Consider the following 24,055-nt stretch of genomic DNA (forward strand, 5'->3'; position numbering starts at 1 on the left):
CTCCATCAGCAATTCTTCTATCCGCGCGGGCCTGTCGTCCGCTCCACGTACCGCGCGGCGCTCATCGAGGCCGCTGCGCTGGATGCGGATGCCCGCGAAGGCGTTAACTCAAACGATATTCTGGGCGAAACCCGCCGCCGATTCCATGTCGACCGCGACGATCCGCGAGACGCCCTGCTCCTGCATCGTCACGCCGATCAGCTGCTGCGCCATCTCCATCGCGATCTTGTTGTGCGAAATGAACAGGAACTGGGTTTTGTCGGACATCGCCCGTACCAGATTCGCGAAACGCTCGGTGTTGGCGTCGTCGAGCGGCGCGTCCACTTCGTCGAGCAGACAGAACGGCGCCGGATTCAGCTGGAACATCGCGAACACGAGCGCGGTCGCGGTCAGCGCTTTCTCGCCGCCCGACAGCAGGTGAATCGTCGAATTCTTCTTGCCCGGCGGCTGCGCCATCACCTGCACGCCGGCGTCGAGAATTTCGTCGCCGGTCATGATCAGCTTCGCCTGGCCGCCGCCAAAGAGACGCGGGAACAGCTCGCCGAAATGGCGGTTCACTTCGTCGAACGTGCTTTGCAGCAGCGTGCGCGTTTCGGCGTCGATCTTGCGGATCGCGTCTTCGAGCGTTTCGATCGCGCTCGTCAGGTCGGCCGACTGCGAATCGAGGAAGCTTTTGCGCTCGGTCGCGGCCTTCAGCTCGTCGAGCGCGGCCATGTTGACCGGCCCGAGCGCGGTGATCGCGTTGTTGATGCGCGTGACTTCGCCCTGCAGGTACGACGGCTTCATGTCCGCCGTCAGCTTGGCTTGCAGTTCGGCTTCATCGACACCGGCCGCGGCCAGCTGCTCGACGAACTGCTCGCCGCTGATGCGCGCGGCCTGCTCCTTCAACTGCAATTCATTGATGCGGTCGCGCAGCGGCTGCAGGGCGCGCTCGGCGGTGAGGCGCGTTTCGTCGGCCGAGCGCAGCTTCGCGGTCAGGTCGTCGAGCTCGACGCGCGCGGCGCGCAGCGCCTCTTCTTTCACGGCGCGGATGTCGAGCGCGTCCTGCAGCCCGGTGTGCGCGGTCTGCTCGTTGATCGTTTCCAGTTCGGCGCGCGCGTCTTCGAGCGCGCCCGCGACGCGCTCGCTCTGCTCGTGCGCGACCTGGATGCTGCGCTTCAATTCGTCGATGCGGTTCGCCATATTGCGCGCGGCGAAGCGCGCGTCGGTGGCGGCGCGGTCGAGCTCGCGTGCTTCGCCGCGGGCGGTCGTCAGTTCTTCGTCGAGTGCTTCGAACGCGAGCTGGTGGTCTTCGAAGCGCGCCTGCAGTTCGGCGAGCTCGCCGTCGTGACGCTCGAAGTTCGCTTCCGACTCGGCGCGCAGCGCCCGCTGCTCGTCGATCTGCGCGGCGATCTCTTCGAGTTCCTCGCGAATCTGCGTGCTGCGCTGCGTGTAGCGTTCGTGTGCCTGGGTGAGCCTCAGCACGTCCATCTGCAACGCGTGCACCCGCTGCGTCGCGCGTTCGGCCTGCTGGCGCAGTTCGGCGAGCGCCTGCGCGGCTTGCGTGTGCGCGGCTTCGGCGCGGATCGCGGCGGCCTTCGCCTCGTCGGCGAGCAATGCCTGTGCGCGCACCTGGCGGCCGAGGTTTTCGATTTCCTGCTGACGCGCGAGCATGCCGGCCTGTTCGGAATCGGCCGCATACAGCTGTACGCCGACGCGCGTGACCACGTGCCCCGCCTTGACGACGAACGCGCCGCCCTCGGGCAGCTGCGCGCGCATCGAAAGCGCCTGCTGCAGATCGTCGGCGACGAACGCGAGGCCCAGCCAGTCGGTCAGCACCGCGCGGATACCCGCGTCCTCGATGCGCACGAGCGACAGCAGCGAGCGCAGCGCGCCCGCCGCCGGGGCAGGCTGACCAGCCGCGGGCGGCGCGTAGAACGCGAGCTTGGCCGGTGGCGCGTCGGTTGCGAACGCCTTGACCCAGTCGAGATTCGACACTTCGAGCGCGGCGAGGCGCTCGCGCAGCACCGCTTCGAGCGCGGTTTCCCAACCGGCCTCGACATGCAGTTTCTTCCACAGACGCGGCAGGCTGCCCAGCTCGTGCTTGTCGAGCCACGGCTGGATCTTGCCTTCGGTCTGCACGTTTTCCTGCAACTGCCTGAGCGCGGCGAGGCGCGCGTCGAGCTGATGGATCTGCGCGCTTTCGGCCTGCACGCGCTCCTGCGCGGCGCGGCGTTCACCGTCGAGCCGCGGCAGTGTTTCCTGCGCTTCGGCGAGGCGGCCCTGCGCGTCGTGAAGGATTTCCTCGTGCTCGGCGAGCTGCACGCGCAATTCCTCGAGCTGCGCCTCGTCGGGCGCGTCGAGGCCACCCTCTTCCGATTTCAGCCGCTCATGGCGCTGCTGCAGCTGCTGCAACTGCTGATCGGCATTGCGCTGATGCGCGGCTTCGAGCTTCAGCGCCTGCTCGGTCTGCGCGATGCCGCGGCGCTCGGTGTTCAGCTCCGCCTGAGCGTCGCGCCAGCGCGCTTCGAGGGCGGGCAGCGCATCGTGCTTCGCGGCGGCGTCCTGTTCGGCGAGCACGGCTTTTTCTTCAGCGACGGCCAGTTGCTCTTCAGCGTCGGCGATATCGTCCAGCGCCTTGTCGGCCTGCGATTGCCACTGCTCGCGCTGCGCGCTCAGCGCGGCGATCTGCGCCTGCACCCGGTTGCGCGATTCGACGATGAAGCGGATCTCGGCTTCCAGCCGGCTCACTTCCGCGTTCGCCTCGTACAGCGCGCCCTGCGCGCCCTGCATCGCGTCGCTCGCCGAATAGTGCGCGACGCGCAGCGTTTCGAGTTCCGCCTCGACTTCGCGCAGCTTCGCGGTTTGCGCCTCGAGGTCGATCTGCGCCTGCTCGATCGCGCGTTGCTGGCGCTGCTGCTCGCCGGCCGCCTCGTTCTTGCGCAGCAACCACAGCAGACGCTGCTTTTCCTCGCCGTCGCTTTGCAGCTCGCGATAACGGGTTGCGACGACCGCCTGCCCCTCGAGCTTCTCGAGATTCGCGCCGAGCTCGCGGACGATGTCCTCGACGCGCGTCAGGTTCTCGCGCGTGTCGTGCAGACGGTTCTCGGTCTCGCGGCGGCGCTCCTTGTACTTCGACACGCCGGCGGCTTCTTCGAGGAACACGCGCAGCTCTTCGGGCTTCGCCTCGATCAGCCGCGCGATCATGCCCTGCCCGATGATCGCGTACGCACGCGGCCCGAGGCCGGTGCCGAGGAAGATGTCCTGGATGTCGCGGCGCCGCGCCGGCAGATTGTTGATGTAGTAGCTCGACGTGCCGTCGCGCGTCAGCACGCGCTTCACGGCGATCTCCGCATACTGGCCCCACTGGCCGGCGGCGCGGCCGTCCGCGTTGTCGAACACGAGCTCGACGCTTGCGCGGCTGCCGGGCTTGCGGGCGGTCGAGCCGTTGAAGATCACGTCCTGCATCGACTCGCCGCGCAATTCAGAGGCGCGCGATTCGCCGAGCACCCAGCGCACGGCATCGATGATGTTGGATTTGCCGCACCCGTTCGGACCAACCACGCCAACCAACTGGCCTGGGACCTGGAAATGCGTGGGATCGACGAAGGATTTGAAACCAGCGAGTTTGATCGAGGTGAGCCGCACGGCGATTTCGCTGTTTGAAAAGAGAGAGTGATAGGTGGCTCGCGAGGTTGCGCCAGTCGTTCACCGCCGCAGCGGGACGGCCCCACGCAACCTCGCGAGCCTTCGCAATTTGGTTGCCGGCTGCATGCGCTCATGCATATCTGAGGCACACGCAGGTACGCATGCGCCGGCTAATGAGGGGGAATCATACCATCGCGCGTGGACGATTCTTACCGCCCTTTCGGCGGTCGTCACTGTCGCCGTCAGGGCCGGGTTCGTCACCGCGATGGTCGCCGCGTTTGCTACCGCATTGACCACCGCGTCCATCGTCGCCGCCGGGCCCCTCCGTGTCCCCGATGGCGGGATCGGGCGGCGCCAATTTCGTCCGATGCACCCAGCTCGACAAGGCCGACGCGAGCACGATGCACGCGCCGCCGGCCCATTCGCGCGGGCCCGGTACTTCGCCGGCGAACAGCCACGCCGACAGCGCCGTCACGACGAGTTCGAACAGCATGATGATCGACGCGCGATTGGCCGGCACGCGCGAGAGCCCGTATTGCACGAGCATGTTGTTCGACGCGAGCAGCAGACCGAGACCGAGCACCAGCAGCGCCGCCGTGCCCAGATGCGCGCCGACGGGCGGCGCGGGCATCGGCTCGAACAGCGACGCGAGCGCGCCGAACAGCGCCGCGCCGCCGAAGATCACCGCGGTGCGCATTTCGGGCTTCATGTCCGGCAGCACGCGGCTCGTCTTCAGGATCAGCACGTTGCTCATCGCGAAGCCCATGCCGCCGGCGAGCCCGGCCCATTCGGCGGGATTGCCGGGTACCGGAATGCCGAGACGCGGCGACCATAGCATCGTCATCGCGCCCGCGAGCGACAGCGCGGCCAACGCCGCGCCCGACCACGTGAGCCGCTCGTGCAGGATGAAATGCGCGAACAGCGCGGTCCACGCGGGGGTCAGATAGAACAGCAGCAGCACGCGCATCACCTGACCGTGGATCGCGCCCCACACGAAGCCGAGATTCGTGACGCCCGCGGCGAGCGCGAGCGCCGGCAGCAGCCAGTGCCACCGCACGGTCTTCAGCGCGCCATTCCGCACGAGCAGCACGAACAGGCAGCCGGTGCCGCTCGTGAGCGCGCTCGCGGCGGTGCCGGTCACCCCGAGCGCGGCCAGCATCCGCAGCGGATACCAGACCATCCCCCAGACCGACGCGCCCAACATGATCGCGAGCGTCGGCCAGCCGTTGCGAAGCCAGTTGGTCATGGGGCGGGACTCCGACGGGCGTCGCGGGCGGGTCGTATGAGGGTCCAGCCGGCCGTCTCCTGAACTGCTACGTACATTGCTGCTCCTGCGTATTCTTTTACGCGAACCGTGGCGGATTTCGCGCCGTTCCCGCCGCGGCGCCCCGGTGTGCCGCCTCGCGGATTGCTCCCGCGCCGCGCGCCAGGCTCCCGCCTGGTCCGCGGGCGCGCCACGCTATAATCGTCCGTTCGCCGCCGCCCGCCGGCGCGCGTGCCCGGTTGTCCCGCCATTCGTCCGCGTCCATCCCGATCAGGCCATTTCGTCCGTGAATCCGCTACTCGACTCCCTTCAGCCCTATCCGTTCGAAAAGCTGCGCCTGCTTTTCAAGGACGTCACGCCGCCGGCCGGCCTTGCGCACATCAGCTTCGGCATCGGCGAGCCGAAACATCCAACCCCGCCGCTGATCCGCGACGCCGTCGTCGATTCGCTCGGCGGCCTCGCCGCGTATCCGGCCACGCTCGGCTCGGCGCCGCTGCGCGAGTCGATCGCGAAATGGGTCGCGCAACGCTACGACCTGCCGCCGCTCGATCCGCTGACCGAGGTGCTGCCGGTGGCGGGCTCGCGCGAGGCGCTGTTCGCGCTCGCGCAGACGGTGCTCAATCCGCGCCGCGATGCTGACGGCGAGCCTGCGATCGTACTCTGTCCGAACCCGTTCTACCAAATCTACGAAGGCGCGGCGCTGCTCGGCGGCGCGCAGCCGTACTTCGTCAACAGCGACCCGGCGCGCAACTTCGCGTGCGACTACTCGGCGGTGCCCGCCGACGTGTGGGCCCGCACGCAACTGCTGTACGTCTGCTCGCCGGGCAACCCGACCGGCGCCGTGCTCACGCTCGACGACTGGCGCGAGCTGTTCGCGCTATCGGACCGCTACGGCTTCGTGATCGCTTCGGACGAGTGCTACTCGGAAATCTATTTCGACGAGTCGAAGCCGCCGCTCGGCGGCCTCGAAGCGGCGCACAAGCTCGGACGCGGCTTCGAGCGCCTCGTGACGCTGTCGAGTCTGTCGAAGCGCTCGAACGTGCCGGGCATGCGCTCGGGCTTCGTCGCCGGCGACGCCGCGATTCTCAAGGCATTCCTGCTGTACCGCACGTACCACGGCACGGCGCTGTCGACCGTGTTCCAGAGCGCGAGCGTGGTCGCCTGGTGCGACGAGACACACGTGCGCGAGAACCGCGCGAAGTACCTGCAGAAGTTCGCGACCGTCACGCCGATGCTCGCCGACGTGCTCGACGTGCGGCTGCCCGACGCCGCGTTCTACCTGTGGGCCAACGTCGAGCGCACCGGCCTCACGGACACCGAGTTCGCCCAGCGCCTCTACGCCGACTATAATGTGACGGTTCTGCCGGGCTCGTTCCTCGCGCGCACCGCGCACGGCGTGAATCCCGGCCGCAATTTCGTGCGCCTCGCGCTCGTCGCCGACGTCGACGAATGCACGGCGGGCGCGCAGCGGATCGTCGAATTCTGCCGCTCGCTCAGTGTCGACTGAGTGCAGCCTGAGCCTCGCTTGAGCTACACGGCATCCCCTTCTTCAGACTTCAACCCTTCAGATAATCACGCCTATGTCGCAACAACTTCAGAGCATCATCGATACCGCCTGGGACAACCGCGCCGAACTGTCGCCGAAAGCCGCGCCGGCAGAAGTGCGCGAAGCCGTCGCCCACGCGATCGAGCAACTCGATAAGGGCGCGCTGCGCGTCGCCGAAAAGAAGGACGGCGACTGGGTCGTCAACCAGTGGCTGAAGAAGGCCGTGCTGCTGTCGTTCCGTCTGGAAGACAACGCGCCGATGCCGGCTGGCGGCTACAGCCAGTTCTACGACAAGGTGCCGTCGAAGTTCGCGAACTACACCGCTGAAGACTTCGCCGCCGGCGGCTTCCGCGTGGTGCCGCCCGCGATCGCGCGCCGCGGCTCGTTCATCGCGAAGAACGTCGTGCTGATGCCGTCGTACACCAACATCGGCGCGTACGTCGACGAAGGCACGATGGTCGACACGTGGGCCACCGTCGGCTCGTGCGCGCAGATCGGCAAGAACGTGCACCTGTCGGGCGGCGTCGGCATCGGCGGCGTGCTGGAGCCGCTGCAGGCCAATCCGGTCATCATCGAAGACAACTGCTTCATCGGCGCGCGCTCGGAAGTCGTCGAAGGCGTGATCGTCGAGGAAAACTCGGTGATCTCGATGGGCGTGTACCTCGGCCAGAGCACCAGGATTTACGACCGCGAAACCGGCGCAGTCACGTACGGCCGCATTCCGGCGGGATCGGTCGTGGTGGCGGGCAACCTGCCGTCGAAGGACGGCACGCACAGCCTGTACTGCGCGGTCATCGTCAAGAAGGTCGACGCGAAGACGCGCGCGAAGGTCGGCCTGAACGAGCTGCTGCGAGGCGATTGATGGCGCGCGGCACCAAAACCGTCGTCTACGGCATTCCGAACTGCGACACCGTGAAGAAGGCCCGTGTGTGGCTCGAAGAGCACGGCGTCGAGTTCGAGTTCCACGACTTCAAGAAGGCCGGCGTGACCGAGCCGCTCGTGCAGGACTGGCTCAAGGACGTCAAGCTCGACGCGCTGCTGAACCGCCGCGGCACGACGTGGCGCGCTCTGTCCGACGACATGAAGGCGGCCGCGGAAACGCAGCCGGGCGCGATCGCGCTGATGATCCACAAGCCGTCGGTGATCAAGCGGCCGGTGCTGGTCGTGAACGGGCGGGTGAAGTCGCTCGGCTTTTCGGCGGACGAGTACGCGGCGCTGTTTGTCTGAGCGCGGCGCTGAAGCGCCAGGCTCCAGCACGAGGTAGTCGAACGCGCGGCCTCGCGCCGCGTCGTTCAAAGGCTGTTGCCGGCTGCGGTGCCTCACCGCGAGCCGGCATTTTTTCATTTCAAAGTGGCTTGTACTGAATCCATGTCCGGCACCCTCGCCCTTACCGAACAACTGATCGCGCGCGCGTCCGTCACGCCCGACGATCAGCATTGCCAGCGTCTCCTGATCGAGCGCCTAGCCGCGCTCGGCTTCGAGCACGAGACGATCGAATCCAACGGCGTGACCAACCTGTGGGCCGTCAAACGCGGCGTCGACGGCACGCAAGGCAAGCTGCTCGCGTTCGCCGGCCACACCGACGTGGTACCGACCGGCCCGCTCGAACAGTGGCGCTCGGCGCCGTTCGAGCCGACCCAGCGCGACGGCAAGCTGTACGGCCGCGGCGCGGCGGACATGAAGGCGTCGATCGCCGGCTTCGTCGTCGCGAGCGAGGAGTTCGTCGCCGCGCACCCCGAGCACCGCGGCTCGATCGCGTTCCTGATCACGAGCGACGAGGAAGGCCCCGCCACCGACGGCACCGTCAAGGTCGTCGAAGCATTGCAGCAGCGCGGTGAGCGCATGGACTACTGCATCGTCGGCGAGCCGACCTCGAGCGAGCGTTTCGGCGACGTGGTCAAGAACGGCCGGCGCGGCTCGATGTCGGGCAAGCTGATCGTCAAGGGCGTGCAGGGCCATATCGCCTACCCGCATCTGGCGAAGAATCCGGTGCACCTGCTGGCGCCAGCGCTCGCCGAACTCGTCGCGGAGCGCTGGGACGAAGGCAACGAATATTTCCCACCGACCACCTGGCAGGTGTCGAACCTCCACAGCGGCGCCGGCGCGACCAACGTGATCCCCGGCCACGCGGACGTGATGTTCAACTTCCGCTTCTCGACCGCGAGCACCGTCGAAGGACTGCAAAAGCGCGTGCATGCGATTCTCGACAAACACGGCCTCGAATACGAACTGCAATGGACCGTGAGCGGCCTGCCATTTCTCACCCCGAGCGGCGAGCTGTCGAGCGCGCTCGCGCAAGCGATCAAGGACGAAACCGGCGTGGACACCGAACTGTCGACCACCGGCGGCACGTCGGACGGCCGCTTCATCGCGCGCATCTGCAAGCAGGTGATCGAGTTCGGTCCGCTGAACGCGAGCATCCACAAGATCGACGAACATATCGAAGTCGCCCATATCGAGCCGCTGAAGAACGTGTATCGCCGCGTGCTCGAACAACTGATCGCGTAACCTGGAACTTTGCGATGACGCTTCCTTTTTGCACCGTCCGCGACCTGCTGCGTTATGCAGTGTCCCGTTTTAGCGAGGCCAAACTGTCGTTCGGCCACGGCTCGGCCAATGCCTACGACGAAGCCGCCTATCTGATCCTGCACACGCTGCATTTGCCGCTCGACCTGCTCGAACCGTTTCTCGACGCGCGCCTGACCACGGCCGAAATCGAGGCGGTGCTGAAAGTGATCGAGCGACGCGCCGCCGAACGCGTGCCGGCCGCGTACATCACGCAGGAAGCGTGGATGCACGGCTATCGCTTTTACGTCGACGAGCGCGTGATCGTGCCGCGCTCGTTCATCGGCGAGCTGCTGCAGGACGGCCTGCAGCCGTACGTCGAGGACCCCGAGCAGGTCGGCGCGGTGCTCGAACTGTGCACCGGCTCCGGGTGCCTCGCGGTCCTCGCCGCGCACGCGTTCCCGAACGCCGACGTCGACGCGGTCGATCTGTCCGCGCCCGCGCTCGAAGTCGCGACGCGCAATGTGCTGGACTACCACCTCGACGAGCGCATCGCGCTGTTCGAAGGCGATCTGTATGCGCCGCTCGCCCAGCGCCGCTACGATGTGATCATCAGCAATCCGCCGTACGTGAACGCGACGTCGATGCAGGAGCTGCCGGCCGAATACAAGCACGAGCCGGAGATGGCGCTCGCGGGTGGCGCGGACGGCATGGACATCGTGCGCCGGATCATTGCCGACGCGCGCAACTGGCTGAGCGAAGACGGCGTGCTCGTCATCGAGATCGGCAACGAACGCGAGCACGTCGAGGCCGCGTTCGGCGGTCTCGACCTCGTGTGGCTGTCGACCAGCGCCGGCGACGACAACGTGTTTCTGATCCAGGCCAGCGACTTGCCGGTCTGAGTCCGGCATGCTGACCGTTTGATCGTCGTTTCATGCGCGTTTCTCAGGCAGGGTCACGAGCAATCGCCGCGACAGCGCGTGGCCTTGCCCGCAACCGCAGCCTGAGCCCGTTGCCCGACGCGTTCGCCGCAGACCACGGAGCGAGCCCGTGCCCGCCTCCGTTTCCTGAACCACGGCGCTTCGCCAACTGTTCGCGAGCTTATGTCATTCGACCTGCTTCACGTCGGCACGCTGGTTGCTGTTGCCCACATTCTCGGCATCATCGCGGCCGCTCACGCGATTCTCCATACCCGCACCTCGCAAGGGGCGATCGCGTGGGCCGTGTCGCTGGTCGCGATGCCTTATCTCACGCTGGTACCCTACCTGTTCCTTGGCCGCAGCAAGTTCGCCGGCTACGCGGACGCGCGCCGCGTCGAGAACGAGCTGCTGCGCACGCGCGCGCATCCGCTGGTGTGGGACACGCAGGCGTCGTCGTCCGGGGTGCCGACGCAGCAGCTCGGCTCGCGGCTCGTGCAGTCGCTGACGCGCCTCGGCGGCATGCCGTTCCTGCCCGGCAATACCGTGCGCACGCTGGTCAACGGCACGGCGACTTTCGAGGCGATCTTCGAGGCGATCGAGAACGCGCGCCGCTATGTGATCGTGCAATTCTTCATCGTGCGCGACGACGCGCTCGGCGACATGCTGAAGGACGCGCTGATCGCCAAAGCCAAACAGGGCGTGCGGGTCTACTTCCTGTATGACAGTATCGGCAGCTTCGATCTGCCGCACCGCTACGTCGCGGCGCTGCGCGCCGCCGGCATCGAGATGCAGCCGTTCGCCACGAACCGCCTCTTCGTCAACCGTCTGCAACTGAATTTCCGCAATCACCGCAAGATCGTGGCGGTCGACGGCGAGCGCGCGTTTGTCGGCGGTCATAACGTCGGGGTCGAATATCTGGGCGCGAAGCCGCCGCTGTCGCCGTGGCGCGATACGCACATCGAAGTGCGTGGTCCGGCGGTCGCAAGCATCCAGTTCGTCTTCATCGAGGACTGGTACTGGGCCACGCAGCAGTTGCCCAAGTTCGACGCGCCGGCCGCGGATCCCGTGACCCCATCCTTCGACCAGCCCGGCGACCACGGCGCCAACGAGCGCGCCGCGAACAACATGCACTGCCTCGTGCTGCCGAGCGGCCCGGCCGACAAGCAGGAGACCTGCTCGCTGTTTTTCGTCGAAGCAATCAACGCGGCACGTGAACGCATCTGGATCACGACGCCCTACCTCGTCCCCGACGAAGCCGTATTCGCTGCGTTGCGCCTCGCTGCGCTGCGCGGCGTCGACGTGCGCATCCTGATTCCGAGCCGGCGCGATCACCTCGTGGTGTTCGCGGCGTCGAAGCTCTATGCGTACGACTCGCTGCGCGCGGGCATTCGCATCTTCCGCTATCAGCCGGGCTTCCTGCATCAGAAGGTCGTGCTGATCGACAGCAGCGCGGCCGCGATCGGCAGCGCCAATCTCGACAACCGCTCGTTTCGCCTGAACTTCGAGATCATGGTGCTGACCGTCGACCGCGGCTTCGCGCTCGAAGTCGAGACGATGCTGCTCGACGACTTTGCCGAGTCGCGCGAAATCGACCGCGACGAGTACCGCAAGTCGAGCGCGCTGCGACGCATGCTGATGCACGTCGCGCGGCTCTTTTCGCCGATCCTGTAGGCGTGCCCGCTTACAGCAGCGCTTCGATATCCCCGGTGATCGCCTCGGGCTTGGTCAGCGGCGCATAGCGCTTGACGACGTTGCCGTCGCGGCCGATCAGAAACTTCGTGAAATTCCACTTGATCGCCTCGAGACCGAGCAGTCCCGGCGCCTCGATCGTCAGATAGCGGAACAGCGGGTGCGCGTTCGGGCCGTTCACGTCGATCTTGTCGAACATCGGAAACGTCACGCCGTAGTTCTTCTCGCAGAAGCTGCCGATCTGCGCGGCGTCGCCCGGCTCCTGCTTGCCGAACTGGTTGCACGGAAAACCGAGCACCGCGAGCCCGCGCGCCGCGTACGCGTCATACAGTTTCTGCAAGCCCGCGTATTGCGGCGTGAACCCGCATTCGCTCGCGGTATTGACGATCAGCATAACTTTGCCTTCGTACTGCGCGAGACTCGCTTCCTCGCCGCCGAGCGTGCGTGCCGAAAACGAAAAGATCGATGTCATGTGCCCTCCCGTGAAAGCCGTCAGTCTATGCCAAAAGCGCTGCCGATACAGTCGGCCGGATGGCCGATGAGCGCTGCGCGCGAAGTGACAGACGGGCAATCGGCGCCGCGCGCCCGGCAACGCGCCGGGCAGTCTAAAATAGCGGTTTTCTTCAGCCGGCCACGTCGTGATCCGCTTCAATCAGTTCAGCCTCGCGCGCGGCACCAAGCCGCTTTTCGACAACACCACGTTCACCTTGAACCCCGGTGAAAAAGCCGGCCTCGTCGGAGCGAACGGCGCGGGCAAGTCGACGCTGTTCGCCGTGCTGCTCGGCGAGCTGCATGCGGACGGCGGCGATTTCTCGATCCCGCCGACCTGGCGCATCGCGCACGTCGCGCAGGAAACGCCCGCCGTCGACAAAACCGCCCTCGCCTACACGCTAGACGGCGACGCCGCGCTGCGCGACATCGAAGCGCGCATCGCTTCGGCCTCCGCGGCGCACGACGGCGCGGCAGAAGCCGAAGCGCACGCCGCGTTCGCCGACGCCGACGGCTACACCGCGCCGGCTCGCGCCGAAGCGTTGCTGCTCGGCCTCGGCTTCACGCTCGAGCAAACCCGCGAGCCCGTCAGCAGCTTCTCGGGCGGCTGGCGCATGCGCCTGAATCTGGCGCAGGCGCTGATGTGCCGCTCCGATCTGCTGCTGCTCGACGAACCGACCAACCACCTCGACCTCGACGCGATCGTCTGGCTGGAAGATTGGCTGAATCGCTATGCGGGCACGCTGATCGTGATCTCGCACGACCGCGAGTTTCTCGATTCCGCCTGCAACGTCACGCTGCATCTCGAGAACCAGCAGATCAAACGCTACGGCGGCAACTACTCGCAATTCGAAGTGCTGCGCGCGCAGCAGATCGCGCTGCAACAGAGCGCGTACGAAAAGCAGCAGCGCACGGTCGCGCATCTGCAGAGCTACATCAACCGCTTCAAGGCGCAGGCCACCAAGGCGCGTCAGGCGCAAAGCCGGGTGAAGGCGCTCGAGAAGATGGAGCTGATCGCGCCCGCGCACGTCGCGTCGCCGTTCACGTTCGAGTTCCGCACTCCCGACTCCGCGCCGAATCCGATGATGGTGATGGAAGACGTGCGCTGCGGCTACCATGCCGAAGACGGCAGCGAGATTCCGATCGTCGAGCGCGTGATACTGTCGATCCAGAATGGTCAGCGCATCGGCCTGCTCGGCGCGAACGGCCAGGGCAAGTCGACGCTGATCAAGACGCTCGCGGGCACGCTCGAACCGTTGAGCGGCCACGTACGCGAAGGCAAGGGTCTGCGCATCGGCTACTTCGCGCAGCATCAGCTCGAGACGCTGCGTCCGGACGACACCCCGTTGCAGCACCTCGCGCGTCTCGCGCCCGATACGCGCGAGCAGGAGCTGCGCGACTTCCTCGGCAGCTTCAACTTTTCCGGCGACATGGCGACCGCGAAGATCGCGCCGTTCTCGGGCGGCGAGAAGGCACGCCTCGCGCTCGCGCTGATCATCTGGCAAAAGCCGAACCTGCTGCTGCTCGACGAGCCGACCAACCACCTCGACCTCGAAACGCGCCACGCGCTGACGATGGCGCTCGCACAATTCGAAGGCACGCTGATCCTGGTCTCGCACGACCGGCATCTGCTGCGCGCGACGACCGATCAGTTCATGCTGGTCGCGAAGCATCGTCTGCAGGAATTCGACGGCGATCTCGACGACTACCGCGACTGGCTGCTGCAGCATGCGGCCGAGCAGCGCGCCGCGCTGAAGGCCAATGCTTCCGGTGCGTCGGACGCAGCGTCCAACGGCGCGGCAAGTGGCGACAGCAACGTCAATCGCAAGGAACAGCGCCGCCTCGAAGCGGAAACGCGGCAGAAGCTCGCGCATCTGAAGAAGCCGCTGCAAAGCCGCATCGCGAAAATCGAAAAGGAAATGGACGCACTCAACACGGAGAAAGCGACGCTCGATACATTCGTCGCCGATCCCGCGAGTTACGAACCGGAGCAGAAGAGCAAGCTGACGGAGGCGATCCGCCGTCAGGCAGACGTGAACGCGCGCCTCGACACGCTCGAAGCCGAATGGCTCGAGACGCACGAGGAACTCGAACAGATCGGCTAGCGGCACCGCGCCGGCATCCACGGGAGCTTGGCTTTGTCATTTGCGAATTCATCGTCCGGGTTATCGGCCCCAGAATCCGTAGCTGCATCGGCAGCCGATGCGCCGCCGTTGCAAGGACTGCGCGTGCTCGACCTCACGCGTCTGCTGCCGGGTCCGGTGGCCGCGCTGCGCCTCGCCGAGCTCGGCGCCGATGTGCTGAAGATCGAGGCGCCCGGCGCGGGCGACCCGACTCGCACGATGATGCAGTCGTCGAGCGATCGTGTCGCGGGCCGACCCGGCGCGTTTTACCGGATGGTCAATCGCGGCAAGCGCGAGACGCGCCTCGACCTCAAGTCCGAAGCAGGACGCCAGGTGCTGCGCGCACTCGCGGCTGAAGCCGACGTGCTGATCGAGAGCTTCCGGCCCGGCGTGATGGAGCGGCTCGGCCTCGGCTACGCGACGCTCAGCGCAGCCAATCCGCGGCTCGTCTATTGCGCGATCAGCGGATATGGCGCGAGCGGTCCGCTCGCGGACCATGCCGGCCACGATCTGAATTACATCGGCTATGCAGGCGTGCTCGATCAACTGGCGAACCGCGACGGTGCGCCGATCCTGCCGAACTTCCAGATCGCCGATCTGCTCGGCGGCGCATTGAGCGCGGTCACGCAGATTCTCGCGGCGCTCTGGCATGTCGCGCGAGGCGGCGCGGGCCGCTTCGTCGATGTATCGATGACGCACACGAGCCATGCGCACAACTTCGTCGCGCAGGTGTCGCTCGTCAACGAAGGTGCGGCGCCCGCCGCGGGCAGTGGTCTGTTGAACGGCGGCGTGCCCTGCTACAACCTCTACCGCACCAGCGATGAACGCTGGCTCGCGGTCGGCGCGCTCGAATTGAAGTTCTGGGAAACGCTGTGCATGGCGCTCGATCGGCCGGAATGGGCGACGCGTCACTGGAGCCTGGGTCAGGCGATCGGCGGTCCCGATGCCGTGGCACTCATTCAGGAAGTCGCCAATCTGATTGCGACGCGCACGCTCGGCGAATGGGTGGAATCGCTGGAATCGCTCGATTGCTGCGTGTCGCCGGTGCTGACGCCCGCTGAAGCGGCGCAGCATCCGCTGTTCAATCCGCACGCGTATGCGGCGGTGGCCGCGAGCGCCGCCGACTCACACGACGACGGGGCCTGATGCGCGTGGCGCAGCCGCGACGCGGGCGCAATGAAGATCAAGGCCTGGTCAATCGAAAAACCCGCCGCCGTCAACGCCGCGTCGGCGTCTGCCTCGGCAGCGTTTGCCGCGGCGACTTTTCGTCGTCGTACAGCAGGTGCTTGCGGCCTTCCACATGGCGGCTGATCGTGGCACGCACTTCGGCGGCCGTTGCGTCTTCGGCCACCACCCGCCGCGAGATCTGGCCCGCGGTGTCGATCCACTCGACGATCCGGCAAGCGCCGCCCCACGGCTGATGAATCGGTGCGGAGACCCGGCAGCCGCGCACCTGGATGTTATGGTGGGCAGCGGTTTCACGAGACTGTTTCAAGGCGCGATCCTTTTTCGAGCATCAGACGGGATGCATATCACTACAGCTTAGAAAAAAGGTATGGCGACCAGGTTACAGCCAATATGAAGATATTTACCGGGCATTACGGTACCGCAAGCGTACAAAGTACTGGCGAGCCGTCCCGGCCCCCGTCTATTCGAGCGTGCGGACGCGGTCGATGGCCTGTTCGATCCGTTCGACCGCAACGACCTGTAAGCCTTCGATTGGCTGTTTCGGCGCATTGGCCTTCGGAATCACCGCCACCGAGAAGCCGAGCTTGGCCGCTTCCTTCAGGCGCTCCTGACCGCGCGGCGACGGCCGGATTTCGCCGGCGAGGCCCACTTCGCCGAATACGACGAGCCCCTTCGGCAGCGGCTTGTTGCGCATCGACGAATGGATCGCAAGCAATACCGCGAGGTCGGCGGCGGGCTCGGAGATCTTCACCCCGCCCACCGCGTTCAGGAACACGTCCTGATCGAAACAGGCGATGCCCGCGTGGCGATGCAGCACCGCGAGCAGCATCGCGAGCCGGTTCTGTTCGAGGCCGACCGCAAGGCGTCGCGGGTTTGGCGCGTTGGCCGCATCGACGAGCGCCTGCACTTCGACGAGCAACGGCCGCGTGCCTTCCTGCGTGACGAGCACACATGAGCCCGGCACCGACTGCTCGTGCTGCGATAGAAACAATGCCGACGGATTCGCGACGCCGCGCAAACCACGCTCGGTCATCGCGAACACGCCGAGTTCGTTGACCGCGCCGAAACGGTTCTTGATCGCGCGCACGAGACGGTACGACGAGTGCGTATCCCCCTCGAAATACAGCACCGTATCGACGATATGTTCGAGCACGCGCGGTCCCGCGAGCGCGCCCTCTTTCGTCACGTGCCCGACCATGATGATCGTCGTGCCCGACTGCTTGGCGATGCGCGTGAGTTGCGCCGCGCACTCGCGCACCTGCGCGACCGAGCCCGGCGCCGATGTCAAAGCATCCGAATAGACGGTCTGGATCGAATCGATCACGGCGACTTCAGGCCGTTGCTCCGTGATCGTCGCCTGAATTTTTTCGAGCTGGATTTCCGCGAGCAATTGCAGCTCGCTTGCCTTCGAGCCGGGTTCGAGCAACGCCAGCCGTTGCGCGCGCAACGCGATCTGCGCGCCAGATTCTTCGCCGCTGATATAGAGCGCGCGTTTGTCCGCCGCGATTTCCGCGAGCGATTGCAACAACAGCGTCGATTTACCGATGCCCGGATCGCCGCCGATCAGCACCACGCCGCCCGGCACGAGGCCGCCGCCGAGCACGCGGTCGAATTCGCTGACGCCGGTGGAAAAGCGCGGCACGTCCGACGCGTCGATGTCGGCGAGGCGCCGTACCGGCGTGCTCTTCGCGAGCGACTGGAAACGGTGACCGGACGGCGCCTCCGCGACCGATTCGACGAGCGTGTTCCACGTCTGGCAGGACGGGCATTGACCGGACCACTTCGGCGACTGTCCGCCGCATTCCCCGCAGATGTACAACGTCTTCGCTTTCGCCACGCGTTACTCCGCCCGAACCGGCACACGCGGCGCGACCGCGCACATCAGCTCGTAGCCGATCGTGCCGCAGGCCTGCGCGACGTCGTCGATGGGCAGCGCGGTGCCCCACAATTCCACGCGCGAGCCGACGTTGGCGGTCGGCACCGGGGTCAGGTCGACGGTCAGCATGTCCATCGACACACGTCCAACGATCCGTGTGCGCACGCCATCGACGATCACCGGCGTGCCTTCCGGCGCGACGCGCGGATAGCCGTCCGCGTAACCGCACGCGACCACGCCGATGCGCATCGGACCGCGCGCAGTGAATCTCGACCCATAGCCGACCGAGCTGCCTTCGCCGAGCGTCTGCACGGCGATCAATTCCGACGCGAGCGTCATCGCGGGCTGCAGGCCCGTGCCGTCGATCGCGGCCGTCACGCCGGACGGCGACGCGCCGTACAGGATGATGCCCGGACGCACCCAGTCGAAATGCGCTTCCGGATGCCACAGCGTCGCAGCCGAATTCGACAGACTGCGCGCACCGGCGATGCCCTGCGCGCCGCGCTCGAACGCCTCCATCTGATGCGCGATGCCGCGCTCGGCATCGGCATCGGAAAAATGCGTCATCAACGTGATCTGGCCGACGCCCTGACAGGCGCGCGCACGTTCCCACGCGGCACGGAATTTTTCGACCGTGTAGCCGAGCCGGTTCATGCCGGTGTTCATCTTCAACTGAATATTGACCGGTTTCGACAGACGCGCCATTTCGAGCATGCGCAGCTGCTCGTCCGAATGCAGCGCCGTGGTCAAACTGTAGCGGTCGATTACGTCGATATCGGTCGGCCGAAAAAAGCCTTCCAGCAGAAGAATTGGGCCCGCCCAGCCCAATTCACGCAACTTCACCGCTTCTTCGAGGTCCAGCAGCCCAAAGCCGTCCGTAGCGCGCAAACCGGGAAACACGCGCGCGAGGCCATGCCCGTAGGCATTAGCCTTGACGACGGCCCAGATTTTCGATTTCGGCGCATAGCGCCGCGCGACAGCAAGGTTATTGGCGAGAGCAGCGGTATGAATCGTGGCGGAAAGGGGGCGCGGCATGGGATTTTTTCGTAAAGACACTTGCGAATCAGCGGCTTACAGGGCGTTTTCAGCGCTCGGCGGCCCGCTGGGCGGTGCGATCAAGGATTCTGCTAGTCCGAATTCAGCTATTTTCATGATATAAAGCCGTGCGCACAACCCATTTCGATCGGCATAAGCCCGGACACATGACAAACGGCCGGGGCGGACAGACCGCAGCGAGGACAGCATCGCATCAGATGAAAAAAGGTTTTTACACCATCATGGCCGCGCAGTTTTTTTCGTCGCTGGCCGACAATGCGCTTCTGATCGCCGCTATCGCACTGCTGAAAGATCTTCACGCTCCGAACTGGATGACGCCGCTGCTCAAGCTGTTTTTTGTGCTGTCGTACGTCGTTCTTGCCGCCTTCGTGGGCGCCTTCGCCGACTCCCGTCCGAAAGGACGCGTGATGTTCATCACCAATACGATCAAGGTGGTTGGCTGCATAACGATGCTGGTCGGCGCGCATCCGCTGCTTGCGTACGGCATCGTCGGTTTCGGTGCGGCGGCCTACTCGCCCGCCAAATACGGCATTCTCACTGAACTGTTGCCGCCTGACCGGCTCGTTGCCGCGAACGGCTGGATCGAAGGCACCACGGTCGGCTCGATCATTCTCGGCACGGTGCTCGGCGGCGCGCTGATCAGCCCGCATATCGCCGCGCCGATTCTCAAATGGCACGTCCCCACCGTGAACACGCCCGCGGAAGCCGCGATGGTCGTGATCATGGCCATTTACGTGATCGCCGCGCTGTTCAATCTGCGCATTCCCGACACCGGCGCGCGCTATCCGCGACAGGAGCACGGGCCGATCCGCCTGATCACCGATTTCGCCGACTGCTTTCTCGTGCTGTGGCGTGACAAGCTCGGACAGATTTCACTCGCCGTGACGACGCTGTTCTGGGGTGCGGGCGCGACGCTGCAATTCATCGTGCTGAAGTGGGCCGAAGTGTCGCTGGGCATGTCGCTGTCCGAGGCGGCGATCCTGCAGGCGGTGGTCGCGGTTGGCGTCGCGTTCGGCGCGATTTTCGCGGCTTCGCGTGTGCCGTTGAAGAAGTCGCTGTCGGTCTTGCCGGTCGGCATCATGATGGGTATCTCCGTGATGCTGATGGCGTTCTACACGCGCGATCTGTTTCCCCCGCACTGGGGCGTGTATTTTGGCCGCATGCACGTATCGGGCTATCTGATTTTCGCGTATATCTTCCTGATGTTCGTGGGCGGCCTGTCGGGCTTTTTCGTCGTGCCGATGAATGCGCTGCTGCAGCATCGCGGGCACGTGCTGCTGTCGGCGGGCCATTCGATCGCCGTGCAGAACTTCAACGAGAATCTGTCCGTGCTCGTGATGCTGTGCCTGTACGCAGTGCTCGTGTGGCTCGACGTGCCGGTCACCGTCGTGATCGTGCTGTTCGGCACCTTCGTCTGCCTGATGATGTGGCTCGTGATGCGACGCCATCAGGCGAACCAGCGTGCCTTCGATTCGGTAGCGCTGATCGGCGAAGCCAAGCACTGATCGGCTGCGCCGGGCCGGCCGCGGCACACACGAGCGCGCCCCCCTTCTTCCTCGCTCGACCATGACTCAATCGATTCCCAATGTGCTGACGATCGCCGGTTCCGACTCCGGCGGCGGCGCCGGCATCCAGGCCGATCTGAAGACCTTCTCCGCGCTCGGCGCCTATGGCGCGAGCGTGATCACCGCGCTGACCGCGCAGAACACGCGCGGCGTGAGCGCGATTCATGCGCCGGACCCGGGCTTCGTCACCGCGCAGCTCGACGCGGTGTTCGACGACATCCGCATCGACGCGGTGAAGATCGGCATGCTCGCGAATGCGCCGATCGCGCGTGCGGTCGCCGACGCGCTGCGCCGTCATCAGCCCAAACACATCGTGCTCGATACGGTGATGATCTCGAAGAGCAATCACGCGCTATTACTACCCGATGCGGTCGCGGTGGTACGCGACGAACTGCTGCCGCTCGCCGATCTGCTGACGCCGAATCTGCCGGAAGCGGCCGCATTGCTGGGCATGCAACCCGCCGCCGACGAAGCCGGCATGGTCGAGCAAGGCGAAGCGTTGCGCGCGCTCGGCGCGCGCGCGGTGCTGATGAAGGGCGGCCATCTGAGCGCGACCGATAGCCCCGACTGGCTCGTGCAGGAAGGCGGCACGCTGCGTCTCGGCGGTCCGCGCGTGCCGGTGAAGAACACGCACGGAACGGGCTGCACGTTGTCGTCGGCGATCGCGGCCTTGATTGCGCAGCGCGACGATCTCGCTCGCGCGGTCGCCGATGCGAAGGTTTATCTGACGGGTGCGTTGCAGGCGAGCGAGCGGCTCGACGTCGGCCACGGCGTGGGGCCGGTGCATCACTTTCATCGGTGGTGGTGAGCGACGTCATTGCTTCGCGTAACGCCGCGCGTGCTCGGGCCAGTCGTCGGGCACGATAAAGCCGCGCGAGCGTTCAAGTACACGCCCCGTGTTGTCTTCGATGAATCCGGCGACCATCGTCGGGCCGTGTTGCGGTGAGATCTGCGCGGCGAGCGTGTTTGCGTCGACGTACCACGTGTCGTCCGCACCGGCTTGCGTTCGATATTGCGGCGCGAGCCATTCGAGCCGCGGCAACACCCGCCACCTGTGCGCATACGCGCACGCGAAAGCCGGCCAGTCGCGATGCGTGACCCACCAGCCGCGACCGTGCGCGGGATCGAGTTCGGCAGGATCGGTCGGCATCTCGCCATGCCGGTAAAACAGCCAGCCTTTGACGAACATCTGCGGCGTCCACGCGCCCGCATAGCCCGTCGAGGCAAATTCCTCGCGTGCGCTGAGCGGCAACTGATGATCGAGCAAATGCGCGAGCTTCAGATCGAGGCGGTCTTTCAGATTGGGGCCGACGTAATCGGCGAGACGCGCCGCCTCTGCCCCATTCGCATCGCCCGCATGCAGATAGCACTTCACCGCGAGTTCCCAATGCAGTCGCGCTCCCTGGCGCGTGCGCACGAGGAAATCGCATTCACCGAGCGTGAGGCCCGCATGTCGTAGCGGCACACCCGCTGCGATCAGTTGCGTCGCCGGTCCATGACGAAGGAAAAAGCCCAGCAGGCGTTCGGCGTAGCGGCCAAGGCGCGTGATACGCGTTGCCGCGAGATCCTGACGCAGAAGTGCCGGCGCGGCGTCGAGCGCGCGCAGCCAGTCGAGCGTGGCCTGCAATTCCTGCGGCGTGCCGAAAGGATCGGCGAGCGCGCCTATGGGAAGCTGAGGGCGCAACAGATCGGGACTGAGCAGCAGCCACGCGAGATCGCGGACAGCGGGATCGCGCAGCGCATCGACTGAAGCATCGCCACGCAAACCCAGCAAGGTATCGAGAAGCGCCGCGCGGCTGACAAACGCGGCGGGCATGCGCGCCGCCGGTCCCTCGGGCATCGTCACTTTGATTCGTTCGACGGCACGCCGCCGTTCGCGAGCCACGTGGCACGCGCGAGGCACAGATCCGCCCAGGCCTTGGCCTTGTCGGGCAGGCTACGCAGCAAATAGGCCGGGTGATAGGTGACGATCACCGGCACGCCCTCGTACGTATGCACGCGGCCGCGCAACGACGAAATGCTCGCGTCGGTCCTGAGCAGACTTTGCGCGGCGAAACGGCCGAGCGCGACGATCAGCTTCGGCTTCACGAGCGACACCTGACGCTGTAGATAAGGTTCACAACGCGCGACTTCGTCCGGCTGCGGATTGCGATTGCCAGGCGGCCGGCACTTGATCACGTTGGCGATATACACGTTGGTGCCGCGCGCGAGCGCGAGCGAGTGCAGCATGTTGTCGAGCAGCTTGCCGGCCTGGCCAACGAACGGTTCGCCTTGTCGGTCCTCGTTCTCGCCGGGCGCTTCGCCGATCAGCATCCAGTCGGCCTCGCGATCGCCGACGCCGAACACCGTGTTCGTGCGCTTCTCGCACAGCCGGCACGCCTCGCATCCGGCGACGCGCTCGGCGAGCGCGTCCCAGTCGAGTGTGTGGATAGACGGCAGCGCGGGCGCGTCGCGGCGCGCTTCGGCGGGCGCGGAGGCCGATGCGGTCGGATCGTCGAACCACGCGAAGTCGTCCTCGGAAGGGGCGTCGAAAGTCGGCGGGGCTGAAAAGTCAGTTTGCGGTTCTGATGTTTCGCGCCGCGCTGCAGTTTCGTCGAAGCGCGGCGTGGATTCGCGCTGCACTTGCGGCGGCTGCACCTGGGCGGACGCGCGCAGCGGTTCGCGCGAGGTCTGCGTCGCAGGCTCCGCGCGACGCACGTCTTCCGCGTGTTCCCGCGGCGACTGCAGCGCATCACTCTGCCCGGCCTCCTCTCGCGCCGCGAGTCCGCGACGCACCCACAACGGCGCGAGTCCGAATTCTTCGAGCACCGATTCATGCAGCGCCATCTGCGCCCTCCGTGGCTAACGACAGACGCATCACGATCGCGTCCTCCCGGCCGCGATGCCGCGCCGGATAATAATTTTTGCGCCGGCCGATCGACGCAAAGCCGAAGCGCTCGTACAACCGGATCGCCCGACGATTCGACGGCCGCACTTCGAGCAGCAGCCCCTCGAGCCTCTCCGCGTGCGTGATGCGCACCGCCTCGCGCAGCAGCGCGAGGCCTGCGCCGGCGCCTTGTGCTTGCGGCGTGACGCACAGATTCAGCAGATGCATTTCATCGACGACTGGCATCAGCACGCAGTAGCCGATCAACGTCCCCGTCACGTGACGCAGACAGACGCCGAAATAGCCATTGCGCAGCGAGTCGCCGAAGTTGCCGCGGCTCCACGGAAACTCATACGCAAGTTTCTCGATCGCGGCGACTTCGTCCAGGTCGCTTTCGGTCATCGGCGACATGTAGCGGTCCGTGAGCAGCACGCCGCTCATGGGCGCGCCTCGTCGGGGGACGGTTGGCCGGAGCCGCCATCGGGCGCGTGCTGCGCGGACTGCTCGGCGCTGTGAGCCGCTTTGGCTGATTTCGCCGCTTTGTCGGCCATGCGCTCTGCGGTCGTCTGCGCGACCTTGTCGCGCACGTACTCGGGTGCGGCCTGATCGGCGCGCACCGTGCGGCCCGCATGAAACGCGCGCAGCGCCGCGTACGCGAGCGGCAACGCATGCGGCAACGCTTGGCCATCGACGCTCCGCGCGGCCGCGACCGCCGGCAAGCGCTCGCCGAACGCGGCGGCCGCGTTGCCGGCGAGTGTGAACGGCACGTCGGGCAGCACGAGCCGCTCGGGTGCATCGAGCGTCGCCGCCTGCACGGTGCGCCATTCGTGTTGCATGTCGTCCCACGCGTAGTCGGCCCAGTAGATTTCGTCCATGCGCGCGTCGAGCGCGGCGAGCACGCGCGTCGTCGACGGATCGCGCAGGCGGGCGCTCTCCGCGCACGCGAGCAGCGTGCCGATCGGTACGACCGGCAGGTTCAGGCCGAACGCGAGGCCTTGGGCGACGCCGGTCGCCGTACGCAGCCCGGTGAACGAACCCGGACCCGAGCCGAACGCGATCGCGTCGCAATCCGCCAGCGTGAGGCCGGCTTCGTCGAACAGTTCGCGGATCGCCGGCAGCAGGCGGGTACTGGACACCGCGCCGGTTTGTTCGTGACGAACCCAGACGCGCGGTTCGGCGCTGGGCTGACCGGCGGCATCGACGGACGCGGACACGAGCGCCGCCGAGCAGAACTCGGTCGATGTATCGAGGGCAAGGAGCACTGTTTGAGTCATGGACCGTATTGTAATCGGCGCGGTGCGCCTGAATCGTGGTTTGCGCGGCCGCGCTGCCCGGCTTCGC

The 24,055-nt window shown here is 66.1% G+C and carries 20 protein-coding genes; 10 read left to right on the forward strand and 10 right to left on the reverse strand.

Annotated features, from left to right (window positions below; translation table 11 throughout):
• Positions 1-108 precede the first annotated feature (108 nt).
• A complete protein-coding gene (gene smc, locus F6X39_RS01900; RefSeq protein ID WP_187615381.1) occupies positions 109-3,627 on the reverse strand; it encodes a chromosome segregation protein SMC in 3,519 nt (1,172 codons plus the stop codon).
• A gap of 184 nt (positions 3,628-3,811) precedes the next feature.
• Positions 3,812-4,873, reverse strand: coding sequence for a DMT family transporter (locus F6X39_RS01905; RefSeq protein WP_187615382.1), 1,062 nt, complete (start codon positions 4,871-4,873; stop codon positions 3,812-3,814).
• A 304-nt stretch (positions 4,874-5,177) separates the two neighbouring features.
• Between F6X39_RS01905 and dapC the strand changes: the two genes are divergently transcribed.
• From dapC to cls, 6 genes are all read left to right on the forward strand, one after another.
• Positions 5,178-6,398, forward strand: a complete 1,221-nt coding sequence (gene dapC, locus F6X39_RS01910) for a succinyldiaminopimelate transaminase (protein ID WP_187615383.1) — start codon at positions 5,178-5,180, stop codon at positions 6,396-6,398.
• 73 nt (positions 6,399-6,471) lie between these two features.
• Positions 6,472-7,299: a 2,3,4,5-tetrahydropyridine-2,6-dicarboxylate N-succinyltransferase gene (gene dapD / locus F6X39_RS01915; RefSeq protein ID WP_184066209.1), complete on the forward strand. Its 828-nt coding sequence runs from the start codon at positions 6,472-6,474 to the stop codon at positions 7,297-7,299.
• On the forward strand, positions 7,299-7,664 hold the full coding sequence (locus tag F6X39_RS01920; RefSeq protein ID WP_018417635.1) for an ArsC family reductase: 366 nt from the start codon (positions 7,299-7,301) through the stop codon (positions 7,662-7,664). The genes dapD and F6X39_RS01920 overlap by 1 nt, the downstream gene beginning before the upstream one ends.
• A gap of 141 nt (positions 7,665-7,805) precedes the next feature.
• Complete coding sequence (gene dapE / locus F6X39_RS01925) at positions 7,806-8,945, forward strand: succinyl-diaminopimelate desuccinylase (RefSeq protein ID WP_187615384.1); 1,140 nt, start codon at positions 7,806-7,808, stop codon at positions 8,943-8,945.
• A 14-nt stretch (positions 8,946-8,959) separates the two neighbouring features.
• A complete protein-coding gene (prmB, locus tag F6X39_RS01930) occupies positions 8,960-9,844 on the forward strand; it encodes a 50S ribosomal protein L3 N(5)-glutamine methyltransferase (protein ID WP_187615385.1) in 885 nt (294 codons plus the stop codon).
• 201 nt (positions 9,845-10,045) lie between these two features.
• Positions 10,046-11,533, forward strand: coding sequence for a cardiolipin synthase (gene cls / locus F6X39_RS01935; protein ID WP_187615386.1), 1,488 nt, complete (start codon positions 10,046-10,048; stop codon positions 11,531-11,533).
• Positions 11,534-11,543: 10 nt separating this feature from the next.
• Here cls and F6X39_RS01940 read toward each other — a convergent pair whose 3' ends face one another.
• Positions 11,544-12,023: a glutathione peroxidase gene (locus tag F6X39_RS01940; RefSeq protein ID WP_090800611.1), complete on the reverse strand. Its 480-nt coding sequence runs from the start codon at positions 12,021-12,023 to the stop codon at positions 11,544-11,546.
• A 166-nt stretch (positions 12,024-12,189) separates the two neighbouring features.
• On the opposite strand from F6X39_RS01940, the gene F6X39_RS01945 reads away from it, so the two are divergent.
• The gene (locus tag F6X39_RS01945; RefSeq protein ID WP_187615387.1) at positions 12,190-14,145 is read left to right on the forward strand and encodes an ATP-binding cassette domain-containing protein; all 1,956 of its coding nucleotides are present in this window, start codon (positions 12,190-12,192) and stop codon (positions 14,143-14,145) included.
• Positions 14,146-14,253: 108 nt separating this feature from the next.
• Entirely contained in the window at positions 14,254-15,309 is a 1,056-nt protein-coding gene (locus F6X39_RS01950; RefSeq protein ID WP_187615388.1) for a CaiB/BaiF CoA transferase family protein, read from the forward strand.
• Between the two features lie 70 nt (positions 15,310-15,379).
• Here the strand turns inward: F6X39_RS01950 and F6X39_RS01955 are convergent, their stop codons facing one another.
• From F6X39_RS01955 to alr, 3 genes are all read right to left on the reverse strand, one after another.
• Positions 15,380-15,658: a DUF2866 domain-containing protein gene (locus F6X39_RS01955; RefSeq protein WP_187615389.1), complete on the reverse strand. Its 279-nt coding sequence runs from the start codon at positions 15,656-15,658 to the stop codon at positions 15,380-15,382.
• 153 nt (positions 15,659-15,811) lie between these two features.
• Positions 15,812-17,188 (reverse strand): DNA repair protein RadA, encoded by a 1,377-nt coding sequence (radA, locus tag F6X39_RS01960; RefSeq protein WP_184056927.1) that lies wholly within the window; start codon positions 17,186-17,188, stop codon positions 15,812-15,814.
• 3 nt (positions 17,189-17,191) lie between these two features.
• On the reverse strand, positions 17,192-18,262 hold the full coding sequence (gene alr / locus F6X39_RS01965) for an alanine racemase (protein WP_187615390.1): 1,071 nt from the start codon (positions 18,260-18,262) through the stop codon (positions 17,192-17,194).
• A 218-nt stretch (positions 18,263-18,480) separates the two neighbouring features.
• Between alr and lplT the strand changes: the two genes are divergently transcribed.
• Entirely contained in the window at positions 18,481-19,788 is a 1,308-nt protein-coding gene (gene lplT / locus F6X39_RS01970; RefSeq protein ID WP_184022618.1) for a lysophospholipid transporter LplT, read from the forward strand.
• A gap of 61 nt (positions 19,789-19,849) precedes the next feature.
• Positions 19,850-20,656: a bifunctional hydroxymethylpyrimidine kinase/phosphomethylpyrimidine kinase gene (thiD, locus tag F6X39_RS01975; RefSeq protein WP_187615391.1), complete on the forward strand. Its 807-nt coding sequence runs from the start codon at positions 19,850-19,852 to the stop codon at positions 20,654-20,656.
• Positions 20,657-20,662: 6 nt separating this feature from the next.
• On the opposite strand, the gene F6X39_RS01980 is transcribed toward thiD, so the two are convergent.
• The 4 genes from F6X39_RS01980 to tsaB are packed head-to-tail and all read right to left on the reverse strand — an operon-like array spanning position 20,663 to position 23,988.
• Complete coding sequence (locus F6X39_RS01980; RefSeq protein WP_410449872.1) at positions 20,663-21,694, reverse strand: DUF1853 family protein; 1,032 nt, start codon at positions 21,692-21,694, stop codon at positions 20,663-20,665.
• Entirely contained in the window at positions 21,691-22,674 is a 984-nt protein-coding gene (locus F6X39_RS01985) for a uracil-DNA glycosylase family protein (RefSeq protein WP_187615392.1), read from the reverse strand. The genes F6X39_RS01980 and F6X39_RS01985 overlap by 4 nt, the downstream gene beginning before the upstream one ends.
• Positions 22,661-23,155, reverse strand: a complete 495-nt coding sequence (gene rimI / locus F6X39_RS01990; RefSeq protein WP_184049061.1) for a ribosomal protein S18-alanine N-acetyltransferase — start codon at positions 23,153-23,155, stop codon at positions 22,661-22,663. Before rimI ends, F6X39_RS01985 begins: the two co-directional genes overlap by 14 nt.
• On the reverse strand, positions 23,152-23,988 hold the full coding sequence (gene tsaB, locus F6X39_RS01995; protein WP_187615393.1) for a tRNA (adenosine(37)-N6)-threonylcarbamoyltransferase complex dimerization subunit type 1 TsaB: 837 nt from the start codon (positions 23,986-23,988) through the stop codon (positions 23,152-23,154). The genes rimI and tsaB overlap by 4 nt, the downstream gene beginning before the upstream one ends.
• Between the last annotated feature and the right edge of the window lie 67 nt (positions 23,989-24,055).

It is taken from the genome of Paraburkholderia sp. UCT2 (assembly GCF_014397665.1).
GTDB lineage: Bacteria > Pseudomonadota > Gammaproteobacteria > Burkholderiales > Burkholderiaceae > Paraburkholderia > Paraburkholderia tuberum.

Bases quoted from the DNA above. Each gene is read 5' to 3' on its own strand.
- prmB (WP_187615385.1), top strand. From the start codon at position 8,960: ATGACGCTTCCTTTTTGCACCGTCCGCGACCTGCTGCGTTATGCAGTG.
- tsaB (WP_187615393.1), bottom strand. From the start codon at position 23,988: ATGACTCAAACAGTGCTCCTTGCCCTCGATACATCGACCGAGTTCTGC.
- dapD (WP_184066209.1), top strand. From the start codon at position 6,472: ATGTCGCAACAACTTCAGAGCATCATCGATACCGCCTGGGACAACCGC.
- rimI (WP_184049061.1), bottom strand. From the start codon at position 23,155: ATGAGCGGCGTGCTGCTCACGGACCGCTACATGTCGCCGATGACCGAA.
- alr (WP_187615390.1), bottom strand. From the start codon at position 18,262: ATGCCGCGCCCCCTTTCCGCCACGATTCATACCGCTGCTCTCGCCAAT.
- F6X39_RS01940 (WP_090800611.1), bottom strand. From the start codon at position 12,023: ATGACATCGATCTTTTCGTTTTCGGCACGCACGCTCGGCGGCGAGGAA.
- F6X39_RS01985 (WP_187615392.1), bottom strand. From the start codon at position 22,674: ATGGCGCTGCATGAATCGGTGCTCGAAGAATTCGGACTCGCGCCGTTG.
- thiD (WP_187615391.1), top strand. From the start codon at position 19,850: ATGACTCAATCGATTCCCAATGTGCTGACGATCGCCGGTTCCGACTCC.
- F6X39_RS01920 (WP_018417635.1), top strand. From the start codon at position 7,299: ATGGCGCGCGGCACCAAAACCGTCGTCTACGGCATTCCGAACTGCGAC.
- cls (WP_187615386.1), top strand. From the start codon at position 10,046: ATGTCATTCGACCTGCTTCACGTCGGCACGCTGGTTGCTGTTGCCCAC.
- dapE (WP_187615384.1), top strand. From the start codon at position 7,806: ATGTCCGGCACCCTCGCCCTTACCGAACAACTGATCGCGCGCGCGTCC.
- lplT (WP_184022618.1), top strand. From the start codon at position 18,481: ATGAAAAAAGGTTTTTACACCATCATGGCCGCGCAGTTTTTTTCGTCG.
- F6X39_RS01905 (WP_187615382.1), bottom strand. From the start codon at position 4,873: ATGACCAACTGGCTTCGCAACGGCTGGCCGACGCTCGCGATCATGTTG.